Annotated in this window: 21 protein-coding genes; 7 read left to right on the top strand and 14 right to left on the bottom strand. The window is 39.7% G+C overall.

Annotated features, from left to right (window positions below):
* The first annotated feature begins 7 nt into the window (after window positions 1-7).
* The 3 genes from G4Y78_RS00295 to aroE all read left to right on the top strand — a co-directional run bounded on the left by G4Y78_RS00295 (window position 8) and on the right by aroE (window position 2,541).
* Complete coding sequence (locus tag G4Y78_RS00295; protein WP_163830701.1) at window positions 8-562, top strand: L-threonylcarbamoyladenylate synthase; 555 nt, start codon at window positions 8-10, stop codon at window positions 560-562.
* 235 nt (window positions 563-797) lie between these two features.
* Window positions 798-1,706: an oxygen-dependent coproporphyrinogen oxidase gene (gene hemF / locus G4Y78_RS00300; RefSeq protein WP_163830702.1), complete on the top strand. Its 909-nt coding sequence runs from the start codon at window positions 798-800 to the stop codon at window positions 1,704-1,706.
* A 16-nt stretch (window positions 1,707-1,722) separates the two neighbouring features.
* The gene (gene aroE / locus G4Y78_RS00305) at window positions 1,723-2,541 is read left to right on the top strand and encodes a shikimate dehydrogenase (protein ID WP_163830703.1); all 819 of its coding nucleotides are present in this window, start codon (window positions 1,723-1,725) and stop codon (window positions 2,539-2,541) included.
* Between the two features lie 134 nt (window positions 2,542-2,675).
* On the opposite strand, the gene G4Y78_RS00310 is transcribed toward aroE, so the two are convergent.
* The 3 genes from G4Y78_RS00310 to G4Y78_RS00320 all read right to left on the bottom strand — a co-directional run bounded on the left by G4Y78_RS00310 (window position 2,676) and on the right by G4Y78_RS00320 (window position 5,837).
* The gene (locus G4Y78_RS00310; protein ID WP_222937612.1) at window positions 2,676-2,891 is read right to left on the bottom strand and encodes a hypothetical protein; all 216 of its coding nucleotides are present in this window, start codon (window positions 2,889-2,891) and stop codon (window positions 2,676-2,678) included.
* 55 nt (window positions 2,892-2,946) lie between these two features.
* Window positions 2,947-4,188 (bottom strand): ABC transporter substrate-binding protein, encoded by a 1,242-nt coding sequence (locus G4Y78_RS00315; RefSeq protein ID WP_163830704.1) that lies wholly within the window; start codon window positions 4,186-4,188, stop codon window positions 2,947-2,949.
* A 713-nt stretch (window positions 4,189-4,901) separates the two neighbouring features.
* Window positions 4,902-5,837, bottom strand: coding sequence for an IS1595 family transposase (locus tag G4Y78_RS00320; protein ID WP_163830705.1), 936 nt, complete (start codon window positions 5,835-5,837; stop codon window positions 4,902-4,904).
* 197 nt (window positions 5,838-6,034) lie between these two features.
* On the opposite strand from G4Y78_RS00320, the gene G4Y78_RS00325 reads away from it, so the two are divergent.
* From G4Y78_RS00325 to G4Y78_RS00340, 4 genes are all read left to right on the top strand, one after another.
* A complete protein-coding gene (locus G4Y78_RS00325; protein ID WP_163830706.1) occupies window positions 6,035-6,922 on the top strand; it encodes a LysR family transcriptional regulator in 888 nt (295 codons plus the stop codon).
* 106 nt (window positions 6,923-7,028) lie between these two features.
* Window positions 7,029-7,217, top strand: coding sequence for a hypothetical protein (locus tag G4Y78_RS00330; protein WP_163830707.1), 189 nt, complete (start codon window positions 7,029-7,031; stop codon window positions 7,215-7,217).
* Window positions 7,196-7,567, top strand: coding sequence for a hypothetical protein (locus tag G4Y78_RS00335; RefSeq protein WP_163830708.1), 372 nt, complete (start codon window positions 7,196-7,198; stop codon window positions 7,565-7,567). Before G4Y78_RS00330 ends, G4Y78_RS00335 begins: the two co-directional genes overlap by 22 nt.
* A 60-nt stretch (window positions 7,568-7,627) precedes the next feature.
* Window positions 7,628-7,936: a hypothetical protein gene (locus G4Y78_RS00340; RefSeq protein WP_163830709.1), complete on the top strand. Its 309-nt coding sequence runs from the start codon at window positions 7,628-7,630 to the stop codon at window positions 7,934-7,936.
* 279 nt (window positions 7,937-8,215) lie between these two features.
* On the opposite strand, the gene G4Y78_RS00345 is transcribed toward G4Y78_RS00340, so the two are convergent.
* The 11 genes from G4Y78_RS00345 to G4Y78_RS00395 all read right to left on the bottom strand — a co-directional run bounded on the left by G4Y78_RS00345 (window position 8,216) and on the right by G4Y78_RS00395 (window position 18,124).
* A complete protein-coding gene (locus G4Y78_RS00345; protein WP_163830710.1) occupies window positions 8,216-9,457 on the bottom strand; it encodes a restriction endonuclease in 1,242 nt (413 codons plus the stop codon).
* A gap of 96 nt (window positions 9,458-9,553) precedes the next feature.
* On the bottom strand, window positions 9,554-10,138 hold the full coding sequence (locus tag G4Y78_RS00350) for a hypothetical protein (RefSeq protein ID WP_163830711.1): 585 nt from the start codon (window positions 10,136-10,138) through the stop codon (window positions 9,554-9,556).
* 122 nt (window positions 10,139-10,260) lie between these two features.
* Window positions 10,261-11,304 (bottom strand): ABC-2 transporter permease, encoded by a 1,044-nt coding sequence (locus G4Y78_RS00355; protein WP_163830712.1) that lies wholly within the window; start codon window positions 11,302-11,304, stop codon window positions 10,261-10,263.
* Between the two features lie 246 nt (window positions 11,305-11,550).
* A complete protein-coding gene (locus G4Y78_RS00360) occupies window positions 11,551-12,483 on the bottom strand; it encodes a contractile injection system protein, VgrG/Pvc8 family (RefSeq protein ID WP_163830713.1) in 933 nt (310 codons plus the stop codon).
* 169 nt (window positions 12,484-12,652) lie between these two features.
* The gene (locus G4Y78_RS00365) at window positions 12,653-13,120 is read right to left on the bottom strand and encodes a tail fiber domain-containing protein (RefSeq protein ID WP_163830714.1); all 468 of its coding nucleotides are present in this window, start codon (window positions 13,118-13,120) and stop codon (window positions 12,653-12,655) included.
* 214 nt (window positions 13,121-13,334) lie between these two features.
* On the bottom strand, window positions 13,335-13,538 hold the full coding sequence (locus G4Y78_RS00370) for a tail protein X (RefSeq protein ID WP_163830715.1): 204 nt from the start codon (window positions 13,536-13,538) through the stop codon (window positions 13,335-13,337).
* Window positions 13,507-13,914, bottom strand: a complete 408-nt coding sequence (locus G4Y78_RS00375) for a phage tail protein (protein ID WP_163830716.1) — start codon at window positions 13,912-13,914, stop codon at window positions 13,507-13,509. The genes G4Y78_RS00370 and G4Y78_RS00375 overlap by 32 nt, the downstream gene beginning before the upstream one ends.
* Complete coding sequence (locus G4Y78_RS00380; RefSeq protein WP_163830717.1) at window positions 13,911-15,911, bottom strand: phage tail tape measure protein; 2,001 nt, start codon at window positions 15,909-15,911, stop codon at window positions 13,911-13,913. Before G4Y78_RS00380 ends, G4Y78_RS00375 begins: the two co-directional genes overlap by 4 nt.
* Window positions 15,912-16,137: 226 nt before the next feature.
* Window positions 16,138-16,410, bottom strand: coding sequence for a phage tail assembly protein (locus G4Y78_RS00385; protein ID WP_163830718.1), 273 nt, complete (start codon window positions 16,408-16,410; stop codon window positions 16,138-16,140).
* A 60-nt stretch (window positions 16,411-16,470) separates the two neighbouring features.
* The gene (locus tag G4Y78_RS00390) at window positions 16,471-16,974 is read right to left on the bottom strand and encodes a phage major tail tube protein (protein ID WP_163830719.1); all 504 of its coding nucleotides are present in this window, start codon (window positions 16,972-16,974) and stop codon (window positions 16,471-16,473) included.
* Window positions 16,964-18,124, bottom strand: a complete 1,161-nt coding sequence (locus G4Y78_RS00395) for a phage tail sheath subtilisin-like domain-containing protein (protein WP_163830720.1) — start codon at window positions 18,122-18,124, stop codon at window positions 16,964-16,966. The genes G4Y78_RS00390 and G4Y78_RS00395 overlap by 11 nt, the downstream gene beginning before the upstream one ends.
* Window positions 18,125-18,165 lie beyond the last annotated feature (41 nt).

The raw sequence follows: 18,165 nt of genomic DNA on the forward strand, positions 1-18,165 counted from the left end.
AGTTTCTATGACAACTGATGTATTTCAGGCCGCCGTAAGTGCTGTGTTCAACGGCGGTGTAGTTGCTTATCCTACTGAAGCTGTATGGGGATTGGGTTGTGACCCCTGGCAGCAGTCAGCCGTAGAAAGAATTCTTAAGCTGAAGCAGCGTCCTGTGGAAAAAGGGCTAATTATGGTTGCAGCTGATATAAACCAGATTGAGCCATTACTTAAATCCGTAACTTCTGAACAATTAGCACAACTCAAAGCAAGTTGGCCTGGTCCGGTCACTTGGTTGATTCCTGATTCTGATAATTGGGTGCCCCAGTGGGTGAAAGGCAGGTATAAATCTGTGGCAGTTCGAGTCAGTGATCATCCCATTGTGAAAGCTTTTTGTCATAAAGTGGGTAAGCCAATTATTTCCACCTCTGCTAATTTAGCTGGTGAGCCAGAACTAAAAACAGAGCAGGCAGTCAGGCGGCAGTTTGATGATCAGCTGGATGCAATTATTCCTGGAGAGCTGGGTAATCAGACTAAGCCTTCGCAGATTAGGGACCTGATTACTAACCAAATATTACGATAAGCCTTTTGAGTGTTTGATATGAAATAGCTGGCTTATTCTTCTGGCAGCTTTTGAGAGTGCTTCCATAGCTTATCAAAACCTAAAAAGACATCTTGTCTTAGCCAGAATACCCTATTACTTCATTTTTTAGGACTTTTGCGATACCTAGGGTTTACAATAAATAAAACCTTGATGGTCATTTCTCCTTCCGATTAAATATACTTCCTGTAAGAACCTCTCGATATTGGATGCTATTGTGACTCAGCCAGATATTCAAGCCGTTAAAAATTATCTCCTTAGTTTGCAAGACAACATTTGTCGTGCATTAGAGCAGGAGGATGGTGAAGCTACTTTTCAGCAGGATGAGTGGCAGAGACAAGAAGGCGGTGGTGGTCGTACCCGTGTTATCAGTGACGGCGCCTTGATTGAGAAAGGAGGGGTTAATTTTTCCCATGTATTTGGTGCAGGCCTTCCTGCGTCGGCAACTGCTGCCAGGCCGGAATTAGCTGGTCGTAGTTTTCAGGCGTTGGGGGTTTCGTTGGTGATTCATCCTCATAACCCTTTTGTACCGACTTCTCACGCTAATGTCCGGTTTTTTATGGCTGAAAAACCTGGGGCTGAACCGGTTTGGTGGTTTGGAGGCGGTTATGACTTAACTCCCTATTATGGGTTTGAAGAAGATTGTAAACATTGGCACCAAACAGCAAAACAAGCTTGTGATCCTTTTGGAGAAGAGGTTTATCCTCGCTACAAAAAGTGGTGCGACGAATATTTTTTCTTGAAGCATCGTAATGAGCCAAGAGGTGTTGGTGGCTTATTTTTTGATGATTTAAATGAGTGGGGTTTTGTAAAAAGCTTTCAATTTATGCAGAGCGTAGGCGATAGCTATATTCAAGCCTATCAGCCAATTTTGGCAAAACGTAAAAACCTGGCCTATTCCAAAAGACAAAAGGCTTTCCAGGAATATCGTCGTGGTCGTTATGTAGAGTTTAATCTAGTATACGACAGAGGCACGCTATTTGGTTTGCAGTCTGGTGGTCGAACTGAGTCCATTTTAATGTCATTGCCTCCTAAAGTGCGTTGGGAATATAACTGGCATCCAGAGCAAGATAGCCTGGAAGCTGAGCTTTATGAGAAATTTTTAATTCATAAAGAGTGGGTATAGAGGGAAGGGAAAAGCTATGACAGATCAATACGCAGTTGTTGGTAACCCTATTGCACACAGTAAATCGCCCGTTATTCACCAATTGTTTGCTGAACAAACTCATCAGGATTTAGCCTACAAAACACTACTTGCGCCTTTAGACGGCTTTGAACAAGTAGTGAGTGACTTTTTTAATGAAGGAGGTAAAGGCTTAAATGTAACTGTGCCATTTAAACAAAATGCCTGGCATTATTCTCAACTGTTAACTGAAGCGGCTAAAAAGGCTGGGGCTGTTAATACTCTTTGGCTTAATGAAGAAAACTTATTATGTGGTGATAATACAGATGGTGTAGGACTGGTAACTGATCTGGAAATCAATCAGCAAGTATTATTAGTTAATAAGAAAATATTGATTCTAGGTGCTGGTGGGGCAGTAAGAGGTGTTTTAGAACCAATAATTACTAAACAACCAGCCAGCATTACCATTGCTAATCGAACTGTATCTAAAGCAGATAAGTTAGCTGATGATTTTGCTGATTTAATGGCAATTGAAGTCTCTAATTTTACTGAATTGAACGAAACTTTCGATATTATTATTAATGGTACTTCAGCGAGCTTACAGGGTGATCTTCCCCCGTTACCAGATCGAGTTATTGGCTCGCAAACAATATGCTATGACATGATGTATGGTGCAGAGCAAACTGCATTTAATCAGTGGGCACAAGAAAAGGGCTCACAAAAACAGATTGATGGTTTAGGAATGTTAGTAGAACAGGCTGCCGCAGCTTTTCATATTTGGCGTGAGGTAAATCCAACAACTAAAGGTATTATCAAAGAAATAAGAGCTGGTTTATAACAACCAGCGCTTTAATATTTGTTGCAACTGCTCTAGTTTAATTGGTTTGGTTAGATAATCGTTCATTCCAGCTGAAAGATATTCTTCTTGGCTCAATATGGATTCCTGGGGGCTAGATTAATAGCCCTACCAAATCATTTAATAATCCCTTTACCACGACGTTTTAAATTATACACAAACTCAAACAATGCTAAATAATAAGGTAGTTTCTCTTGTGATATACCACGATGTGGCCTAAGCCAAGAGGTCAGCAGTGACCAGCAACCTTCTACTGTGTTGACATGAATTTCATGAAAACCATCACCATCTTCATCCCGAGCATAGTCCCCCAGGAATCCATATTGAGCCAATAGGAATAACCCGAAATTTTATTAGGTCACAGAAATACTCGAGTTAAAACAATGTTTATTTAATAATAGACTCCCAAATGGATTTTGTCATTTGAACATAACTTTCTTTGGTTAGATAACTGGGAATTACCAAGTCAGAGCCTTGATAACCATTTTTAGTAAAGTCAATAGCAACTCCGCCTAAATCAAACTTTGCTGACTTGGCATGCTTTATGAAATTTTCTCTGGTAATTGGACTTGGCATTTTTTCAAATAGTTTAACTGTCATTTTTCCCACTATATAGCCTTCTAGTGAAACAAAGCCAAACTTATTACCAAGTGCTGATTTGGCCTCTTGCACGATTGGTAAGTCAGAGTTTAGTAGGGGGACAACCTGGGTCATGATAATTCGCTCATCTACACCAAAACCAACTAGCTTTTTTTGTAATACATTGGCACCAGTAAAGGAAACTGCAGAAAAAATCCAGTTTTCGTTATTGGTTTTATTTGCCAAGCGAACCATTTGGGAAATGTTGTCATAAGCACCAACGGTCACGACCAGGCGACATTTACTATTATTCTTTTGTTCCCAACTTTTCAGTGACTTATAGCCAGGGTTTATTTCACGGGTATTACGTTTGTAAACACCTACTGGGCCAACATTATTTCGAGGAGGGTTATTCCCCGACATTTCTATAATTTTCGTAAGTGTATCAAGTAATTTAGAACCGGCATTGGCTTTTTCTAAAGCTAGCTTTATTCCTGTTAAACCGGCCATGCCATAGGCGTCATTTTGTACATAGGCACATACTTCTGTGGGCTTGAGGCCATGTGTTAAAGCTGCCTTGATAACAGCTGCGGTTTCCTGGACATAACTGGCTCGATAATTGACAACGGGGCCGGGGCCTGGTCGTAATAGGCCTGCCCCAGTAAAAAAGCCAACTGCTGGTACTTTATGTTTGGCCAGAATAGGTAATGTCACTTTAGCAGTGGGTGTGCCAACATTTCCTATCATCAAAAATATATTTTCTTTGATAAGTTTATTGGTACCTTTAATGGCTTGGTCTGGCTCATAACCATCATTTTCAAAAACTACTTCAATGGTTTTACCTTTAACAGTAACACCTGAAAAAGCGGCTTCTAAACCATCCCTCATTCCTGAACCTAAACTTCTAGCCCGGCCTCTGAGAGCGAGTACGCTACCGAGTTTGATTTTATCTGCGGAAACACCTACTCCTTCTGCATGCACTGATGTGTTAGGGGTACCTAATACTAGGGATAATATACTAAAGGAACAAAGAGCAGAAAAATACTTCATAGGGAATTACCTTTGTGTTTTTTACTGGCTATTTTTCTGCTTGAGTATAGTTGAAAATAATCTATCTTAAGAAACTATTATTTATGGATATAGCTCAGTAATATCAAGGTCTTCAGTATTTTTATATCTGTTATAATTATTAGCACTGTTGCTTCCTTGCCCATTGAGTTTGGTTAAGGATTATAACTCAATCCTATCTCTTGCCTTGATGCTTCATTTTCTTGCTTTAGTTTTTTTTGTAACTTCTACTCCAATAATTCTTGAATAATTAACCTGTTTAAACCTGTTGCGGCTGAAGTGCTTACAAGCTCTGGAAATATTTCTTCAACATTTTGTGCTGTCACATCAATATCTGCTGATTATTTTTTTGTCCTGTGATGGTGCCTAATATGTTTGGGAGTGATGAGTAATCTTTAAAAGACTTAGTAATCGGAGTAGCCTAATTTATGATTTACAAAATATAGCCTTAAAAAGTATTCAACAGAGACAAGCTGATGTATAGATTGCTCAATATAAGAAAGTCCGAAGAAGAGTGACACAGGTCTAAAGCTATATTTTATTGTGTTTATTTTGTACAAAGTTCTACAAAAGGAGTATATGCACTATACAATCCAAGCTACCTATTAAAATGTGTAGATGCAATCGACAAGTACTTTTTGAAACTTAGGCACAGTTTAGTCATAGTTGATAATTTTACCTAATTATCATCATACCTAAGCTATATTTAGTAGCTTACCTGGTAGTGGAGGTGTTCTCAGTGCTACAAATGCTAGCCTAGGAATAAATTCTACTAAGCTAAATCTTCGATTAAATCGATACTGAAATTCAGCAAGATAACGTTGTGCATATTTAGCGCGAATAGCATGATAAGTACTACGTAAAGCACTTTTTAAGTTTCCAAGGATGGTGTTAACCCAATAAAATTCAGGTTCCTCTACTGATGCACGACCACCACCGCATACAATTTTATCATGAAGACAACCTGCTTCTATGACACCATTAAAACAGGCCAGTCCATCGGAGATTACGGTACTGCCCTTGGCCAAATTCTGCCTACTCCAAGCCGTTATCTCTTCTTTATTAAACCCTTTTAAAATGCTCAGTTTAATTCGTGTCGGTTGACCTTGTTTTGTTGTTTCTACGGCTGCTACAAAAGGTATTTTCCCATCTGCTCCCCTACCTCTTTTGCAACCTGTACGCTCACCACCAAGATAGGCATCATCAATTTCAATAAAACCCGACAATTGCTTGGTGCCTTCTCTTTCTTGCATCACTTTCATGAGCTTATGTTTCATTCTCCAGGCAGCTTGATAGGAAATACCTAAATGGCGATGTAATTCTATGGCTGATATACCTTTTTTGTCTTGGGAGATCAAATACATCCCTTGGAACCAAGTCTTTAATGGTAATTTGGTTGATTCAAAGATAGTACCTGCAGTTACAGATGTTTGCTGGTGACATTTATAGCACTGCTGAAGCTTTCTAGTAGTGAGTTGACAGCATTTGTCGTATCCACAATTGGGGCACTGAAAACCTTCTGGCCATCGCAATTTGTATAAGGTATTAAAGCATTGTTCTTCTGTACCATATTGTTTGAGAAACTCGTTTAAACTCAGGCCTTTTTGAAATTGAACTTTGTTGATAGCCATTATTTATACCTTCTCAATTAAGTTTCCATGCTGTTCAAATATACAGCAGTTAATGGCTTAGGTATAGTGATAATTAGGAAACTATTTAAAATGATTTATAAATACCTAATTGAAAATAGTTGTTATTCAATTTTGAATAACGCTTTTAAATGGCTATTCATATTTGAATAAAAATTTTGAGCTGTTGGAGGAGTAGTATGAATTGGGATCACGTCCAGTTTTTTCTTGCTGTTGTTAAGTTAGGTAGCTCAAATGCAGCCGCAGAGGTTTTACGCGTATCACAGTCAACAGTTTGGCGTAAAATTAATGAGCTTGAGAAAACTTTAGGAGTAAAATTATTTGAGGCAGATCGTAAAGGCTATACGATAACTGCCGCAGGATTGCAATTAATCCCCATGGCTGAAGAAATTTCATATATGATGGCAAGTATTCCAAAGGCTGTGCATGATGATGTAGAGTTAATGGGGTCGGTTAGCATTGCTGTACCTGAAATTATAGTTCCTCTATTAACAACTGAAGCAATAGTTCCATTGCACAATGCACATCCAGGCATTACTGCCAGTTTATTTACAGCTAGTCCATTAGCAGCTTTAGCTGCTCGGCAGACGGATCTTTCGATATTGTGGACTAAAAGCAATAAAGAGAATTATAGGCTGTTGGCTGAGTATTCTTCACCATTTGCCGTTTATGGAACACAAAAGTATTTAGACGCTGCTCAAGGTGGTGACAACTATAATATCAAGCTCAAAGACCACGTACTGATCGATTTTGAAGAGAATGGGGAGCATATTGCTCCTAGTGCATGGTTTAAAAAGTCTGCCAAAATGAAACGATCTTTTCGTAGTAATAGCCCTTATGCACGCTTAGCAGTTGTATTGAGCGGTATGGGTGTAGCATTATTTCCTTGTTGTTTTGTGGTAAATGAACCTCGTTTAGTTAAAGTTATAGATGAAAAGGAAGTAGGAACATTGGGTGTTTACCTCTATTTAGATAAGCAGAAGGAGCGTTTACCCCATATCATTGAGTCCAGTAAATACTTAAAAGAAGGATTGGATCGTGCATTAGAAGGTAATAAAAACGAATAAGCTCTACTTGATGTGAAAAACTTAAACCTGACTCAGTACCAGCACATCCTACTAGTGCCGTCTAAACTACCAATTAGAAGACAGTAACTAGTAGTGGTGCAGTACAATGATTCAATGGGGACGTATTAGTGATCAAAATTCAGGCGGCAATACGGTAGTTGAAGGTACGGGCGGGCTACATTGGGGACGATTTAACAAGGACTATAGGGTTTACTTTGGTATGGAAGTGCTTTTTGATCTTGGTGCTTATGATACTAAACAGCAATCAGATCAATGGCCAAAAAAGTTAAGTTAGTAGCCTTAATAGCTACTGTAGCTTTAGCTGTAACTTGTGTATTTCCGAAATGGGCTGAAAAAGGGCTAGCATCACCAGCTTATGAAGAAGTAAGCCCAAACAAAAAATTTAAAGTAGTGGTTTATAATGCAGCCAAGCTTCACATAACAGACTCTCTAGTAGAAAGTTTCGGAAAATTATATGATTACGAAACAGGTAAGTTTATAGCAGAGAGTGAAATTGTTGTCTCTGAAGGTGCAGGCGGGCTACATTGGGGACGATTTGGCGAAGACTACAGGGTTTACTTTGGCATGGAGGTGCTTTTTGATCTTGGCGCATACGATACAAAGTATAATAGTTTTACTAAATAGCTATCAGCTCAATGAAAAAGATATTCTTTATACTTTGTTTATTTGTTGCATTGTGTATTAGTGGATTTATTCTTAGTAAATTGGGCCAAAAAAGGTTTATCAGTACCCTACTGGGAAGAATTGAGCCCAAATAAAAAATTTAAAATTATACTTTACAGTGTAGCGGAATATACCGTATTCGCAAAACTATACGACAATGAATCAGGAGTATTTATTGCAGAAAGTCCAATTATTGACGCTCCAGAAGCGACTGGAATCCATTGGGAGCCTAATGGATATATTGTTCGTTATGGCATGACTATGATGTTTGATATAGGAGAATATGACACTAAATATAGTAGTTTTACTGAGTTACGTACATACAAATAGCTGTTAATACTTCCGCCAGGTGGCAAGGCTAAACGGCGCTTGCCGCCCATCCATGCAAAGATAGGCTTAGACATTATGTATACTTCTTCAAGGGAAAACTACTTATAAGTGTACTGAAAGTAGAGGCAGGCAGATAATATATGAAAATTATTAAGATAAGAGTTTATTATGAGACTAACGTTTGAACTCACTGGTTTTTTAAGAAGGTCAGCGGAGTGAAAACCCAGCACAGTGATTTGTTAGTATTATAATTTAATATTTACAGTATATTTCTACCATTTAAAATCTATGCTTAAAAGCTCTTCTGAAACCAGCATCCTCTGCTTCTTTAACTGTAAAAGCATAAAATTCTCCTGATCGATTTCCAATAACTGTTCTGTCGTACTGTTGATCCATGGGTAAATGGTAAATTTTTTTCTGTCGAGATTTATCATTATTTATGTTACACTTAATTCTTGGGAATTCACCGAGCGGTTCATTTTCCACAATTTCAATATTTAATGCATGTGCCATTTCCTTTGCTTTAGTGGATAAACTGGCTGAGGTGAAAAATACGGGTCTAAGTTTATCTTCTTTTAAAAAACCAGAAAATTCATCAAAATTTTTTGAGTTTTTATGAATCTTAAAATTTTTAATCCAATATTCCATTGTTGTACCAAACAGTTGAAATATATGTTTTTCATGAATTTCCTTATACTGAGCCCAACACTTACACTGAATAATACAAACTTCATCCTTTTTTCTTGCAATAATATCACGACCCAAATCTTCAAAACCATCAATGATTCCTTTGTACTCTATCGAATATCCTTTTTGGTCATATAAATAACCAACATACATTTCATAATCTCTACCTATTGCCCATTTCGATTTGTGACGATTTCTCAAATACCTATCTAAAGCCATTTGATTTCTTTCAACAGAAGGTAGACTTTGATATTCTTCTTGCGTAAGATAGTTTTTAACCCTATCTTCTGATTTGCCATTCCCAATATTGCCTTCAACCCGAACAGGTATCTCTTCCCCCTCATCCTCGGCTATTAAATCTAAAAGCCACGGAAACAATTTTACAAAATAATTTATCTTATATTTAATTATTTTATTCTCTCTGACTAATTCTTTCTTTTCTTCCTTTATAATTTTTACATTTTCAGCTGCCTTGTATGCTGGACTTTTTTTATATCTTAGATACTTCTCTATTTCACCATCTTTCAGAGCAAAATAATCTGCATATGCTTCTGCGAGCCATGGAAAACCCATAGATTTTTGATTTGCAATCTTTTTAATTTCCTGTTTATCATTTTCTACTTTTTCATTCCACTTTTTTATTTTTAGCTCTAGTTCTTCTCTATCTTTTTTGAGCTTGAGTTCATGCTCTTTTATCGAATTTTCCAGATTATCTAATTTCGGCTTTAATTCTAAATACTTTTTAGAATCTGAAGCAATTTCCATAATCCAAGAAATTATTCCCCAGATAATAGCTGCACCTATAATTATGAATATCCATAAATAATCTTTCATAATGGCTTTATCAATATCTTTTTAATGCTAACGGAAGATAGATTGCGAACGTCCAACGACCGAAGGGAGCGAATTTGATGTGTTTGTTATGCAATTTCATGAATCTGGATATTCCAATAAATACTTGATATAAGAAACGCTAGCAGTTGGGGTTACAAGAGGTTGCTTTGATTTATATTGATATAAAAATATATACTTTTCGGTGGTTGATATAATAGTGAGTGGCTCTGACTCACTACCAATTGTTGTTTTGTCTCTCAGATGCAGTGTAACTGGGTTTTTGCCCTCTACAATTTCATCCGTTTCTTTTCTTACTTCATAAAATGGTATATAGGCTAGAGCTACGCCAAATGGATACAAAAGACAAACCACCAGCACCATTACTCCTATCGGTCTACCTCTAATGAAAATATGCCCCTTGAAAGATAAGTAAATTATTGCTATCCCCATGACCGGAAAAACTGCCAAAACAGTTGGATCTTTAAGACCGGCGACAAGGAAATCATTCACCTCCGCAAATGTTGCCACATTTATTCCAAATCGTTTAAGTAGAAGGTATTCCCTGAAAAACCCAATACAGGAACAAAGAAATACAGAAGAAGAAACTGCTAGGGCGCCAAGCTGGAACGGATGTTCTCGCGCGAATTTTTGTAGCCAGTTTTGTTGATTATTATTACCCATGTTTTCCCTCCATGTGTATTACTGCATAACGCCTCGCATCACCGGCAGCAAAAAGCATAGAGAGGAACGAGCGGCGCTTTTTGCTGTCCGAATGCATGCAATTGTTAGGAATTTCATCAAGGTTAACCAGTTATCAAGCCTGTTAACGCCGCAATAATGCGGTCATTTAGTAAACCGCATATTGCTCCTATCATTAACACACTTCTCCAGCTAATTCCTTGATTTAGTTTTTTGCCGAGTTCTGTGTGCTCATAGATATTAAAGAATATCAACGCAGAAACCAATGCGGCTACAAACTTATGCGCTGAGGTGCTAAACATGCTACTCCAATAAGCCACGTATTCAACGCCATTCGGGACAGGATTAACTGATTCCTTTAAAATAACTCCTAGAAAGGCGCCGAGTAGCGCCACGAGTGTTAAAGCGACTGGGTTTGGTGATACAGTTATATTTACTGAAACTGAATCGTTCTTAGGTTCTAGAGCTTCAGGTTCTTTGGTTGAGCAATCAAAGCTCAAATTGTAGGACTTGGAGTTAAATGCACCTCTTTCACATTTAAATACATAAGTGCGGTCAAAAGATTCTGAGGGGCCGATAGTTGACAACAGGGTGTCACTACCGATTACTATATTCTTCTTCTCTAACTCCCGCAGCCTATCCAGCTTCATCCTTATAAAATTAGACAAGAATTTCTCATCCTCAGTATCTTCGCCTAAAAATTTATTAATAGCAGATTCCGCCTCTGTGCTATTGTGTATTGTCAATGAAAAGCTTGCATATTTCTCTAGACGCTTTTTCTGCATTTCCTCTAGCTGTCCCGTGATCATTCTGTAATATACGTTAGCAACGTTTTTCAATTTAAATGTTTCTTGCAAATCTTCTTTGACAATTTTAAATACTTTTTGCCTGTACTCTCTAGACTTTGAAAAATTGTGTTCATCAAGCAGTAGTGCAATTTCAGAACATATCTTTTGATGTTCACGTTGATATTCTGCTACAGAGGTATCATGAATTTCCTGGATATCAACCCCATCGGGTATTCGTGGATTAATACTTATAATTTCAATTGGGCTGCTTGCACGATTTTCAATTTGCAATTCACAAGAAAATTCGTTACCTCTACTGTCACCGCTAGAGATATTTGAAGCTATTGCAATATTGGCCATGAAGTCCTTTTTGTATTTGTATTCCTAACTATTAATGAACGTCACTCTGACGTGATACATTACGTCGTAGTGACGTATAATACTCCAAATTATTTGATCAAATTCACAGTTTTATACCCAGATTAATATTTAGCTATTCGTTATAAATAGCTGATTTTTAACAATTTGAATGGTTTTTAGCTTTCTGTTATACGTCGGAGTGACGTAATATATTGCGTCATGCTGACGTATAACTCTCTTTATACTTCATTTAATTAAACTAACACTCGTCGCATACCCCGAAGCACTTAAAGAATGCTTTGCCTGCTTCACCACCCACCGGCCATCAACACCAGTCCTTATTCCCTGAATAACCACCGGTCGCTCAGCGATTAACTCAGGATTACCCACTGTGGTTATACTTAAACTGGCTTCTGTATCATTTAATCCACTTAACTTGGCTTTAGCACTGGCTTTAGCTGCTTCCCTGGTTGGATATACCATTTTAATAGTATAGATTGGTTCGCCATTACCCACCTTTACATGCTCTGTCTTACCACCTTCAGCACTGTGATACTTAGCCATCACACTTTTATAATATTGTCTGTCAGGGGATTTTAAATTCCATTTATTAATTTTTGAAATTGTTATTGCAGACAATTGTTTACCGGTTGCTGTTTTGGTTTTCCCTCGTTCGACAAACACTAAATGTTCCATCATTGGTTTAACAATTGCCCCATGATCTAACGCAATTCGACTTAAAAAATTAATATCAGATTCTTCTGTCTGGTCTATATGATCAATGACAATAGAAGTAAATACTTCTGCAATTTTAGGCTTCAAACCATTGTCATTAGCCACTGTAGTCACAATATCTACTAACTTTTTTTTATGCCATGAACGTGATTTAGGACTACGGAGCTGATCCCGAAGGTTAGCCCCTTTGGCCTGAATGGTCATTTGGTTGGGAGGCCCAGAGAGTGACACCTCATCAATAATAAAATCACCCATATGAATATTCTGGATGGCGACTGATAGCTTGGTGCCTTTGGTGGGTATGGGTAAGTTACCTCCAGGGTCAGAAAGCTTAAGAGTAACACTATCAGACTTTATGCCCGCTTCGTCGGTGAGTTCGAGGCTAATAAGGTGACGACTGAAGTCTATTAACTGAGAATTAATTTTGATTTGATAATTAATCACTGTTGGTAGCAGTATTATTATATTGATAAAGGAATGTTTTAAAAAATGCGGTGAATGAAATAGAAAATATTTAAAAAAGGATTTTTTTAGAGGAATAAAATTGAAGTGAGTTTAAATCGGTTGGTAGCGGGGGCTGGATTCGAACCAACGAGCTACCAACAGTTACACCTTAATTACTTTGTTCTATTGACTCTATACGTCTTTCTAGTTGCTTAATTTTTTCATTAGCTTCTTTCAGTGCTTGTAATGTAAGAGTGCTCAACCCTATATAATCTACTCTTTTTAAGCCACTACTAGTTGTTTCAACTAAATCAGGATAGATTTCTTCCAGTTCCTGGGCCATAACTCCATACTTGGGTCCATTAAGTTGATAGTGGTAAGTATTTATGCTGGTAACTGCCATGATTTCATTACTGAGGGGATTGATATGGCTTTTTAAAGCAAGGTCACTCCATCTTAGACCATTGTTTGTTAAATCATTTAAAGTTATTTCACAACTTTGATTGCGAATTTCATAAAGCTCTCCATCCTTAAATACTTTACACTTATTATCAGCAGTATCCTCTAATGTTATTGCAAAACTCAGCGTTGCTGATAGGGATCCGGCTAATAAAATTGGTATCAAACTTAACTTCATTATAGGCTCTTAAATTAGTCTATTGGGAGTTGATCTTGGTAAAGCTTAAATAGGTTGAGTTATAACTAAATCTGGTGCTTGGACCAGTTGCAAGCAAGAGGGGCATCTGGAGTGACTCGCTGTAGGTCAACATAGCTAAAGATGTAGTTAGCTAGGACTTCTACACTCTACCCTGCGTCACATGCTATGAGTATTAATTCATTAAGTCAATATATTACAGGAACAGTGATTCATTTATATGAGATATTCTGCTAACTTCAGGTAATGTCACTTCAATACCCGCTGATAAAACTGGTCCTTGCTCCACCAACCTCGGATTAGCATCTAACACCTGCAGTACAAAGCTTTCATCACCATAATACTGCTTACAAATCCAATCCAGGGTATCACCGTCTTTGGTTCGGTAGACTGTCGCCATAGTAGGTTATGCTCACACTGAATTCAATTTTACGGCACTTGCCTTCTTTATCTGGGTAAGAACCGTTTTCGTTTACTTGGGTAATACACCAGTAACCGAGTATTTCTCCAGTACCCGCTACCAGGATAAAAGGCGCACCCGTACCAGCCAGCTCTACCATATGAAGCAGGCTATCACGGCTGCCATATTGGCCAGGGTACATAACGCCACTTAAAGTCATGGTTCGGACGGTTTCTCCGGTATACTGCTGCTGGGGATAACCACCAATAATAGGCTGACTAGCCCATTTAAATTGCCATTGTTGGCGCAACTGTTGGTAACTGGCTGTTTTGATCGAGAAGATGAAATCACCCAGCTTAAGCAGTGTATAGCTCATAGGGTCGCCATATCCATATCATATAAAGCACTGCGTTGTCGGGCTTCGGCTTCCTGTTCACGCTCTTCTAGCTTGGCATTAACCTGCTGGGCAATTTCTTCAGCGGATAGGCCTGTTGCCCCCTGAATTGTGATCGGTGCATTGATGTGGGTGGTAGCATTCATGTTTTTTTGTTGGTTGATTTGCTGCAGCCGCCTTTCGATTTGCTTGGCATTGATGCCTTGTGTCGCTTGTATCTCGGCTCGGCGTTGTTGCATCCGTTGATTGACTTTGCCTGCAACAGTTTGCTTGTCTTCCTCATCATCACCCGTAAACCAGCGCTTAATGCCTTTAAGCTTTTCAATGGCGTTATTAATCCATTTAAATTTACTGCGTAGCCAATCAATCGCCGGTTGCCAGATTTTCATCATTAATCCTAAAGGCGAATAACTTAAAAAGCTTTTGGCAATACCCGTTACACCACCATCAAATGCCTCGTTAATTTTATCCCAAAGGTTACTAAAAAAATCACTGATACCATCCCAGTTGGAAATGATATAACCAAGCGGCGTGAAGTTGAGAAAGTATTTTTTAATTATTTCAAATGCTTCACTACAAGCATTAGAAATCGAATCAAAGGTATCCCCTAAAAAAGTAGAAGCCGTACTCCAATTGGTATAAATCAACGTCGCGCCAACAGCAATGAGTTTAATAATTAAGCCAATCGGATTGGCCATCATCGCTAAGCCCACCGCTTTAATGGCTGGAATTAATGCCATTATGGCCGTACCGGCGGCTAATACCGCTCCCACTAATTTCACCCCAACCAAAGCTGCAACGACAGCGGCTATATTTTTCCAACCAATGGTAGTCTCGATAAAATGATTTATTTTGCCAGCGACAGTAATAACCATTGAACCCAGGTTCCACATAAAGCGACCCACATTCACTAAGGAATCCGCCATGTGGATTAGTAGTTGATTAAAGCGAGCACCGTATTTTTCATGAAAGGCTTTAAACTTAATCATCATACGGGTAACCAAGGGCATAAACTTAGCGCCAAAGGATTTACTGACACTGCCAATGATTTGTTTAAAGTCTAAAAACGCATCCTGAAAATCCTCGGCATTTTTAGCATCTTCTTTAGAAATTATATTACCGGTGGCTCTGGCATCTTTTCTTAATGCTTCTAAGCCTGCTTTTCCGCCATTCAACATATTCACCAGCCCAACACCTTCGGTATCGAATAACTTCATGGCTAGGCGTACACGATCCGCTTTATTGGGGATATGCTTCATTGCTTCTGAGATTTGCTCAAACTGCTCTTCAGGTTTCAGCGAGTTTAGCCACTTAGCATCCAGCCCTAGTTCTTTGAGTGCTTTACCGGTTTTACCAATCCCAGCAGCGGCTTCCGACACCCGTCGTACCATCCGTTGTGAGGCGGTATTAAACTGTGCTGTTGATACCCCAGAACGCTCAGCGGCATATTGATACTCTTGAAGTCCTTCAACAGTAAATCCCAATTTGGCGGCATGTTTGGCAATTGGGTCACCTCGATCCGCCGTGGATTTTACCATGGCTAACAGTCCACCCGCTGCCCCGGCTAAGCCTCCAGCAGCCCATTTACCGGCAGTTTTTAACTGGCCAAGCCGTCGCATCCCTGATTGCTGAAGTCCTTGAAAACGAGCAGTACGCTGCAACTGTCGCTGGGTGCGGGCCAGGTTATTTAAATTCACCCCATAGCGTTGTGCAGAGCGAGAAGCACGCGATAAGGATTGCTCAGTACGCCGAATCGCATTGGCTAACTGTTGATTACTTCCCCCGGCTTGTTGCTGTTGCCGACGTAATTGAGCCAAGCGTTGGCGATACCGATCTACCTGTCGTACAGCGGCCAGCTTTTTATTGGTTTCCCGGTAGGCTTTACCTAATTTACTGGTAGCAGATTCGGTTTTTTTAAAGCTTTTCGCCAGCGACTTATCAATATAAGCGCCGATAGCAATGTTGAGTTTATTCGCCATATACTCTTCGTGAATAATTTTTAGGGTTTGTTATCTGCATTCTTCAGCTCAGTCACTTATTTTTTATAAGCGCCTTCGCTTCATCATTTGATGCCGCCCCTAAAAACGATTCCCTTTGATTATCATGGTTATTGTTTAGGAAGGGATTGATACCAATCAAGCAGGTCGTCGAGGTCCATGTCTAACAGCTCTGACAATGGGGTGCCTCTCAAGTAATAAGACAGGTTTAGGCAGATTTGCTGGACCGATCGCCAGTCGAGTCTAAAAAACCAGCCACCACCTCATTCAAGCGTTGAAAGTCTGCAGCGTCCAGCTCTTCTATGGTGTTAATATCCAAGCCGGATAAATCCGCAATCATATGAATGCTTTGACTAATTTCACCGCCACCGCGTTTTTCAATGTTTTTCATGTCTTTGGTTTTAGGGCGGCGTAAAGTAACTTCGTTAATGACTTCGCCATTGATTTCGATCGGGTAATGTAAAGTAATATTTTCGCTCATGGTGTACCTATTGTGTTGTGTGTTTGTTTGCTTGTTAGCTGGTTGAGATAGCTGTTTTTTTTATAAGCCTAATAATTCACGAATATTCTGCATGTGGTCAGTACCTTCCACGTTACGCACATGGTTAACCACATCAATCTCATAAATCAGCTGGTTGTTAATGGTGAGTTTGTAGTAATCCAGTTTGAGGGTGGCGGTTAAGCTGGATAATTCCGCTTGTTTCCACTCCCCAAAATCCAGTTCACTGACTAAACCCCGGCAAACCGCATCAATCCCTTGTTCACCCTGGCCAGGATTGCGCAGGACGCCTTTTATATTAAATGGCACCTGTTTGCCTTTTTGGAAACCAAAATGCTTAAGGACGTCGGTATTACAGTCGTCGATGGTAAAACTCAGCTCCATGGCTTCCATCCCCAAATCCAAATGGGTTACCCCATCCATACCACCGCCTCTAAACTCTTCAGTTTTAAGGGTAAGCTTGGGCAAGGTAATGGATTGAACCCGTCCCGCTTGGCTGGCCCCATCAATAAATAACGTGGCATAAGCGACGTGATTAGCGTGCATTAAACACCTCCTTAAAATAATCGTCGGTTAAGGTGGCATTAAAGGTGATGTGTTCCGCTGGTGCCGGTGGGGTAAAATCAAAATTAAAATACACCTTACCATCCGCTAAGGCGTCAGGGGTATTTAATTCGGGATCAGCCCAGCAAGTGCCACCTAAAATGGCCCCGATATTTTTTAACCGACGTAGATAATTATTTACCCCTTCAGTGACATCAGCGATGTAGTTTTTCGTGATATTACGATCCACCGCCCACAGGTGTGCCCGTTGCAGTGAGTCATAAATAATTTCGGCGGTACGCACCACACTGACAAACGCCCATTTCGGATCACCACTACAGGTCCGGTTACCCCAGAGACGGTAGCCGTCTTCTTGAATAATGGTGGTGACTTCTTCGCTATTTAAATAATTCGCCCGGCAGTTTTTATCCCCCAATTTAAAATCAATCGGTCGGGCCGTACCTAAAATGCCATTAATTAATTTATTCGAAGGCGAATGCCAGAAACCCTGGTCATTATCGATTTTGGCCATTAATCCCGCCACGCGGGCGGAAGCCGGTTCAATCACGATCTTGCTTTGCTCAGTACTCCACACTTTTACCCACGGATCAATCAAATAGGCATAACGGGCACCAAACTTTTTACGGTAGTTAATCGCGTCTTCACCCGTTTTATTGGGGCCATCAATAATAGCAATTCCACCTAACCGCTCAGCTGTGGATACCATCGCTTTACCAGCGGCTTCCTGGTGCGAATAACCAGGGGCAATGATTAAGCGTGGTTCGACATGTACCGTGCTTTTAGCATCGAGCAATGCATATATACCGGTATTGGGCTCCCCCTGCTGGCCAATAATGGCGTTTAACTGTTTGGCTTCATCGGCATCATGTTTCACTCGAATGAGCACGACCATCGCCCCAATCTGATCAAAAATACCTTGCAAGGCTGTAGGTAACGTCCCTTGCTTACCCAGTGCTTTCGCTTTTTTTAAGCTGCCCGCTAATAAAATCGGTGTGTCATAAGGGAAAACGTCGTCTTTAGCCTCGGGGGCTGTGCCGACTAAACCAATCACACTGCTTTTAACGGTTCGTATTGGGCGTGGGCCGCTGTCAATTTCAACGACCTCGACGCCATGGAGAAATTCTTCAGGCATGGGGTTTCCTTTTTGGGGCGAATAAATAGAGTGGGATTAAA

Origin of the sequence: Spartinivicinus ruber, assembly GCF_011009015.1 — a bacterium.
In the GTDB taxonomy this organism is placed as follows: Bacteria; Pseudomonadota; Gammaproteobacteria; order Pseudomonadales; family Zooshikellaceae; genus Spartinivicinus; species Spartinivicinus ruber.

Excerpts from the sequence above, each read along its gene's own strand:
- G4Y78_RS00295 (WP_163830701.1), top strand. The coding sequence starts at position 8 with ATGACAACTGATGTATTTCAGGCCGCCGTAAGTGCTGTGTTCAACGGC.
- aroE (WP_163830703.1), top strand. The coding sequence starts at position 1,723 with ATGACAGATCAATACGCAGTTGTTGGTAACCCTATTGCACACAGTAAA.
- G4Y78_RS00315 (WP_163830704.1), bottom strand. The coding sequence starts at position 4,188 with ATGAAGTATTTTTCTGCTCTTTGTTCCTTTAGTATATTATCCCTAGTA.
- G4Y78_RS00320 (WP_163830705.1), bottom strand. The coding sequence starts at position 5,837 with ATGGCTATCAACAAAGTTCAATTTCAAAAAGGCCTGAGTTTAAACGAG.
- G4Y78_RS00325 (WP_163830706.1), top strand. The coding sequence starts at position 6,035 with ATGAATTGGGATCACGTCCAGTTTTTTCTTGCTGTTGTTAAGTTAGGT.
- G4Y78_RS00330 (WP_163830707.1), top strand. The coding sequence starts at position 7,029 with ATGATTCAATGGGGACGTATTAGTGATCAAAATTCAGGCGGCAATACG.
- G4Y78_RS00335 (WP_163830708.1), top strand. The coding sequence starts at position 7,196 with ATGGCCAAAAAAGTTAAGTTAGTAGCCTTAATAGCTACTGTAGCTTTA.
- G4Y78_RS00345 (WP_163830710.1), bottom strand. The coding sequence starts at position 9,457 with ATGAAAGATTATTTATGGATATTCATAATTATAGGTGCAGCTATTATC.
- G4Y78_RS00350 (WP_163830711.1), bottom strand. The coding sequence starts at position 10,138 with ATGGGTAATAATAATCAACAAAACTGGCTACAAAAATTCGCGCGAGAA.
- G4Y78_RS00355 (WP_163830712.1), bottom strand. The coding sequence starts at position 11,304 with ATGGCCAATATTGCAATAGCTTCAAATATCTCTAGCGGTGACAGTAGA.
- G4Y78_RS00365 (WP_163830714.1), bottom strand. The coding sequence starts at position 13,120 with ATGAAGTTAAGTTTGATACCAATTTTATTAGCCGGATCCCTATCAGCA.
- G4Y78_RS00370 (WP_163830715.1), bottom strand. The coding sequence starts at position 13,538 with ATGGCGACAGTCTACCGAACCAAAGACGGTGATACCCTGGATTGGATT.
- G4Y78_RS00375 (WP_163830716.1), bottom strand. The coding sequence starts at position 13,914 with ATGAGCTATACACTGCTTAAGCTGGGTGATTTCATCTTCTCGATCAAA.
- G4Y78_RS00380 (WP_163830717.1), bottom strand. The coding sequence starts at position 15,911 with ATGGCGAATAAACTCAACATTGCTATCGGCGCTTATATTGATAAGTCG.
- G4Y78_RS00385 (WP_163830718.1), bottom strand. The coding sequence starts at position 16,410 with ATGAGCGAAAATATTACTTTACATTACCCGATCGAAATCAATGGCGAA.
- G4Y78_RS00390 (WP_163830719.1), bottom strand. The coding sequence starts at position 16,974 with ATGCACGCTAATCACGTCGCTTATGCCACGTTATTTATTGATGGGGCC.
- G4Y78_RS00395 (WP_163830720.1), bottom strand. The coding sequence starts at position 18,124 with ATGCCTGAAGAATTTCTCCATGGCGTCGAGGTCGTTGAAATTGACAGC.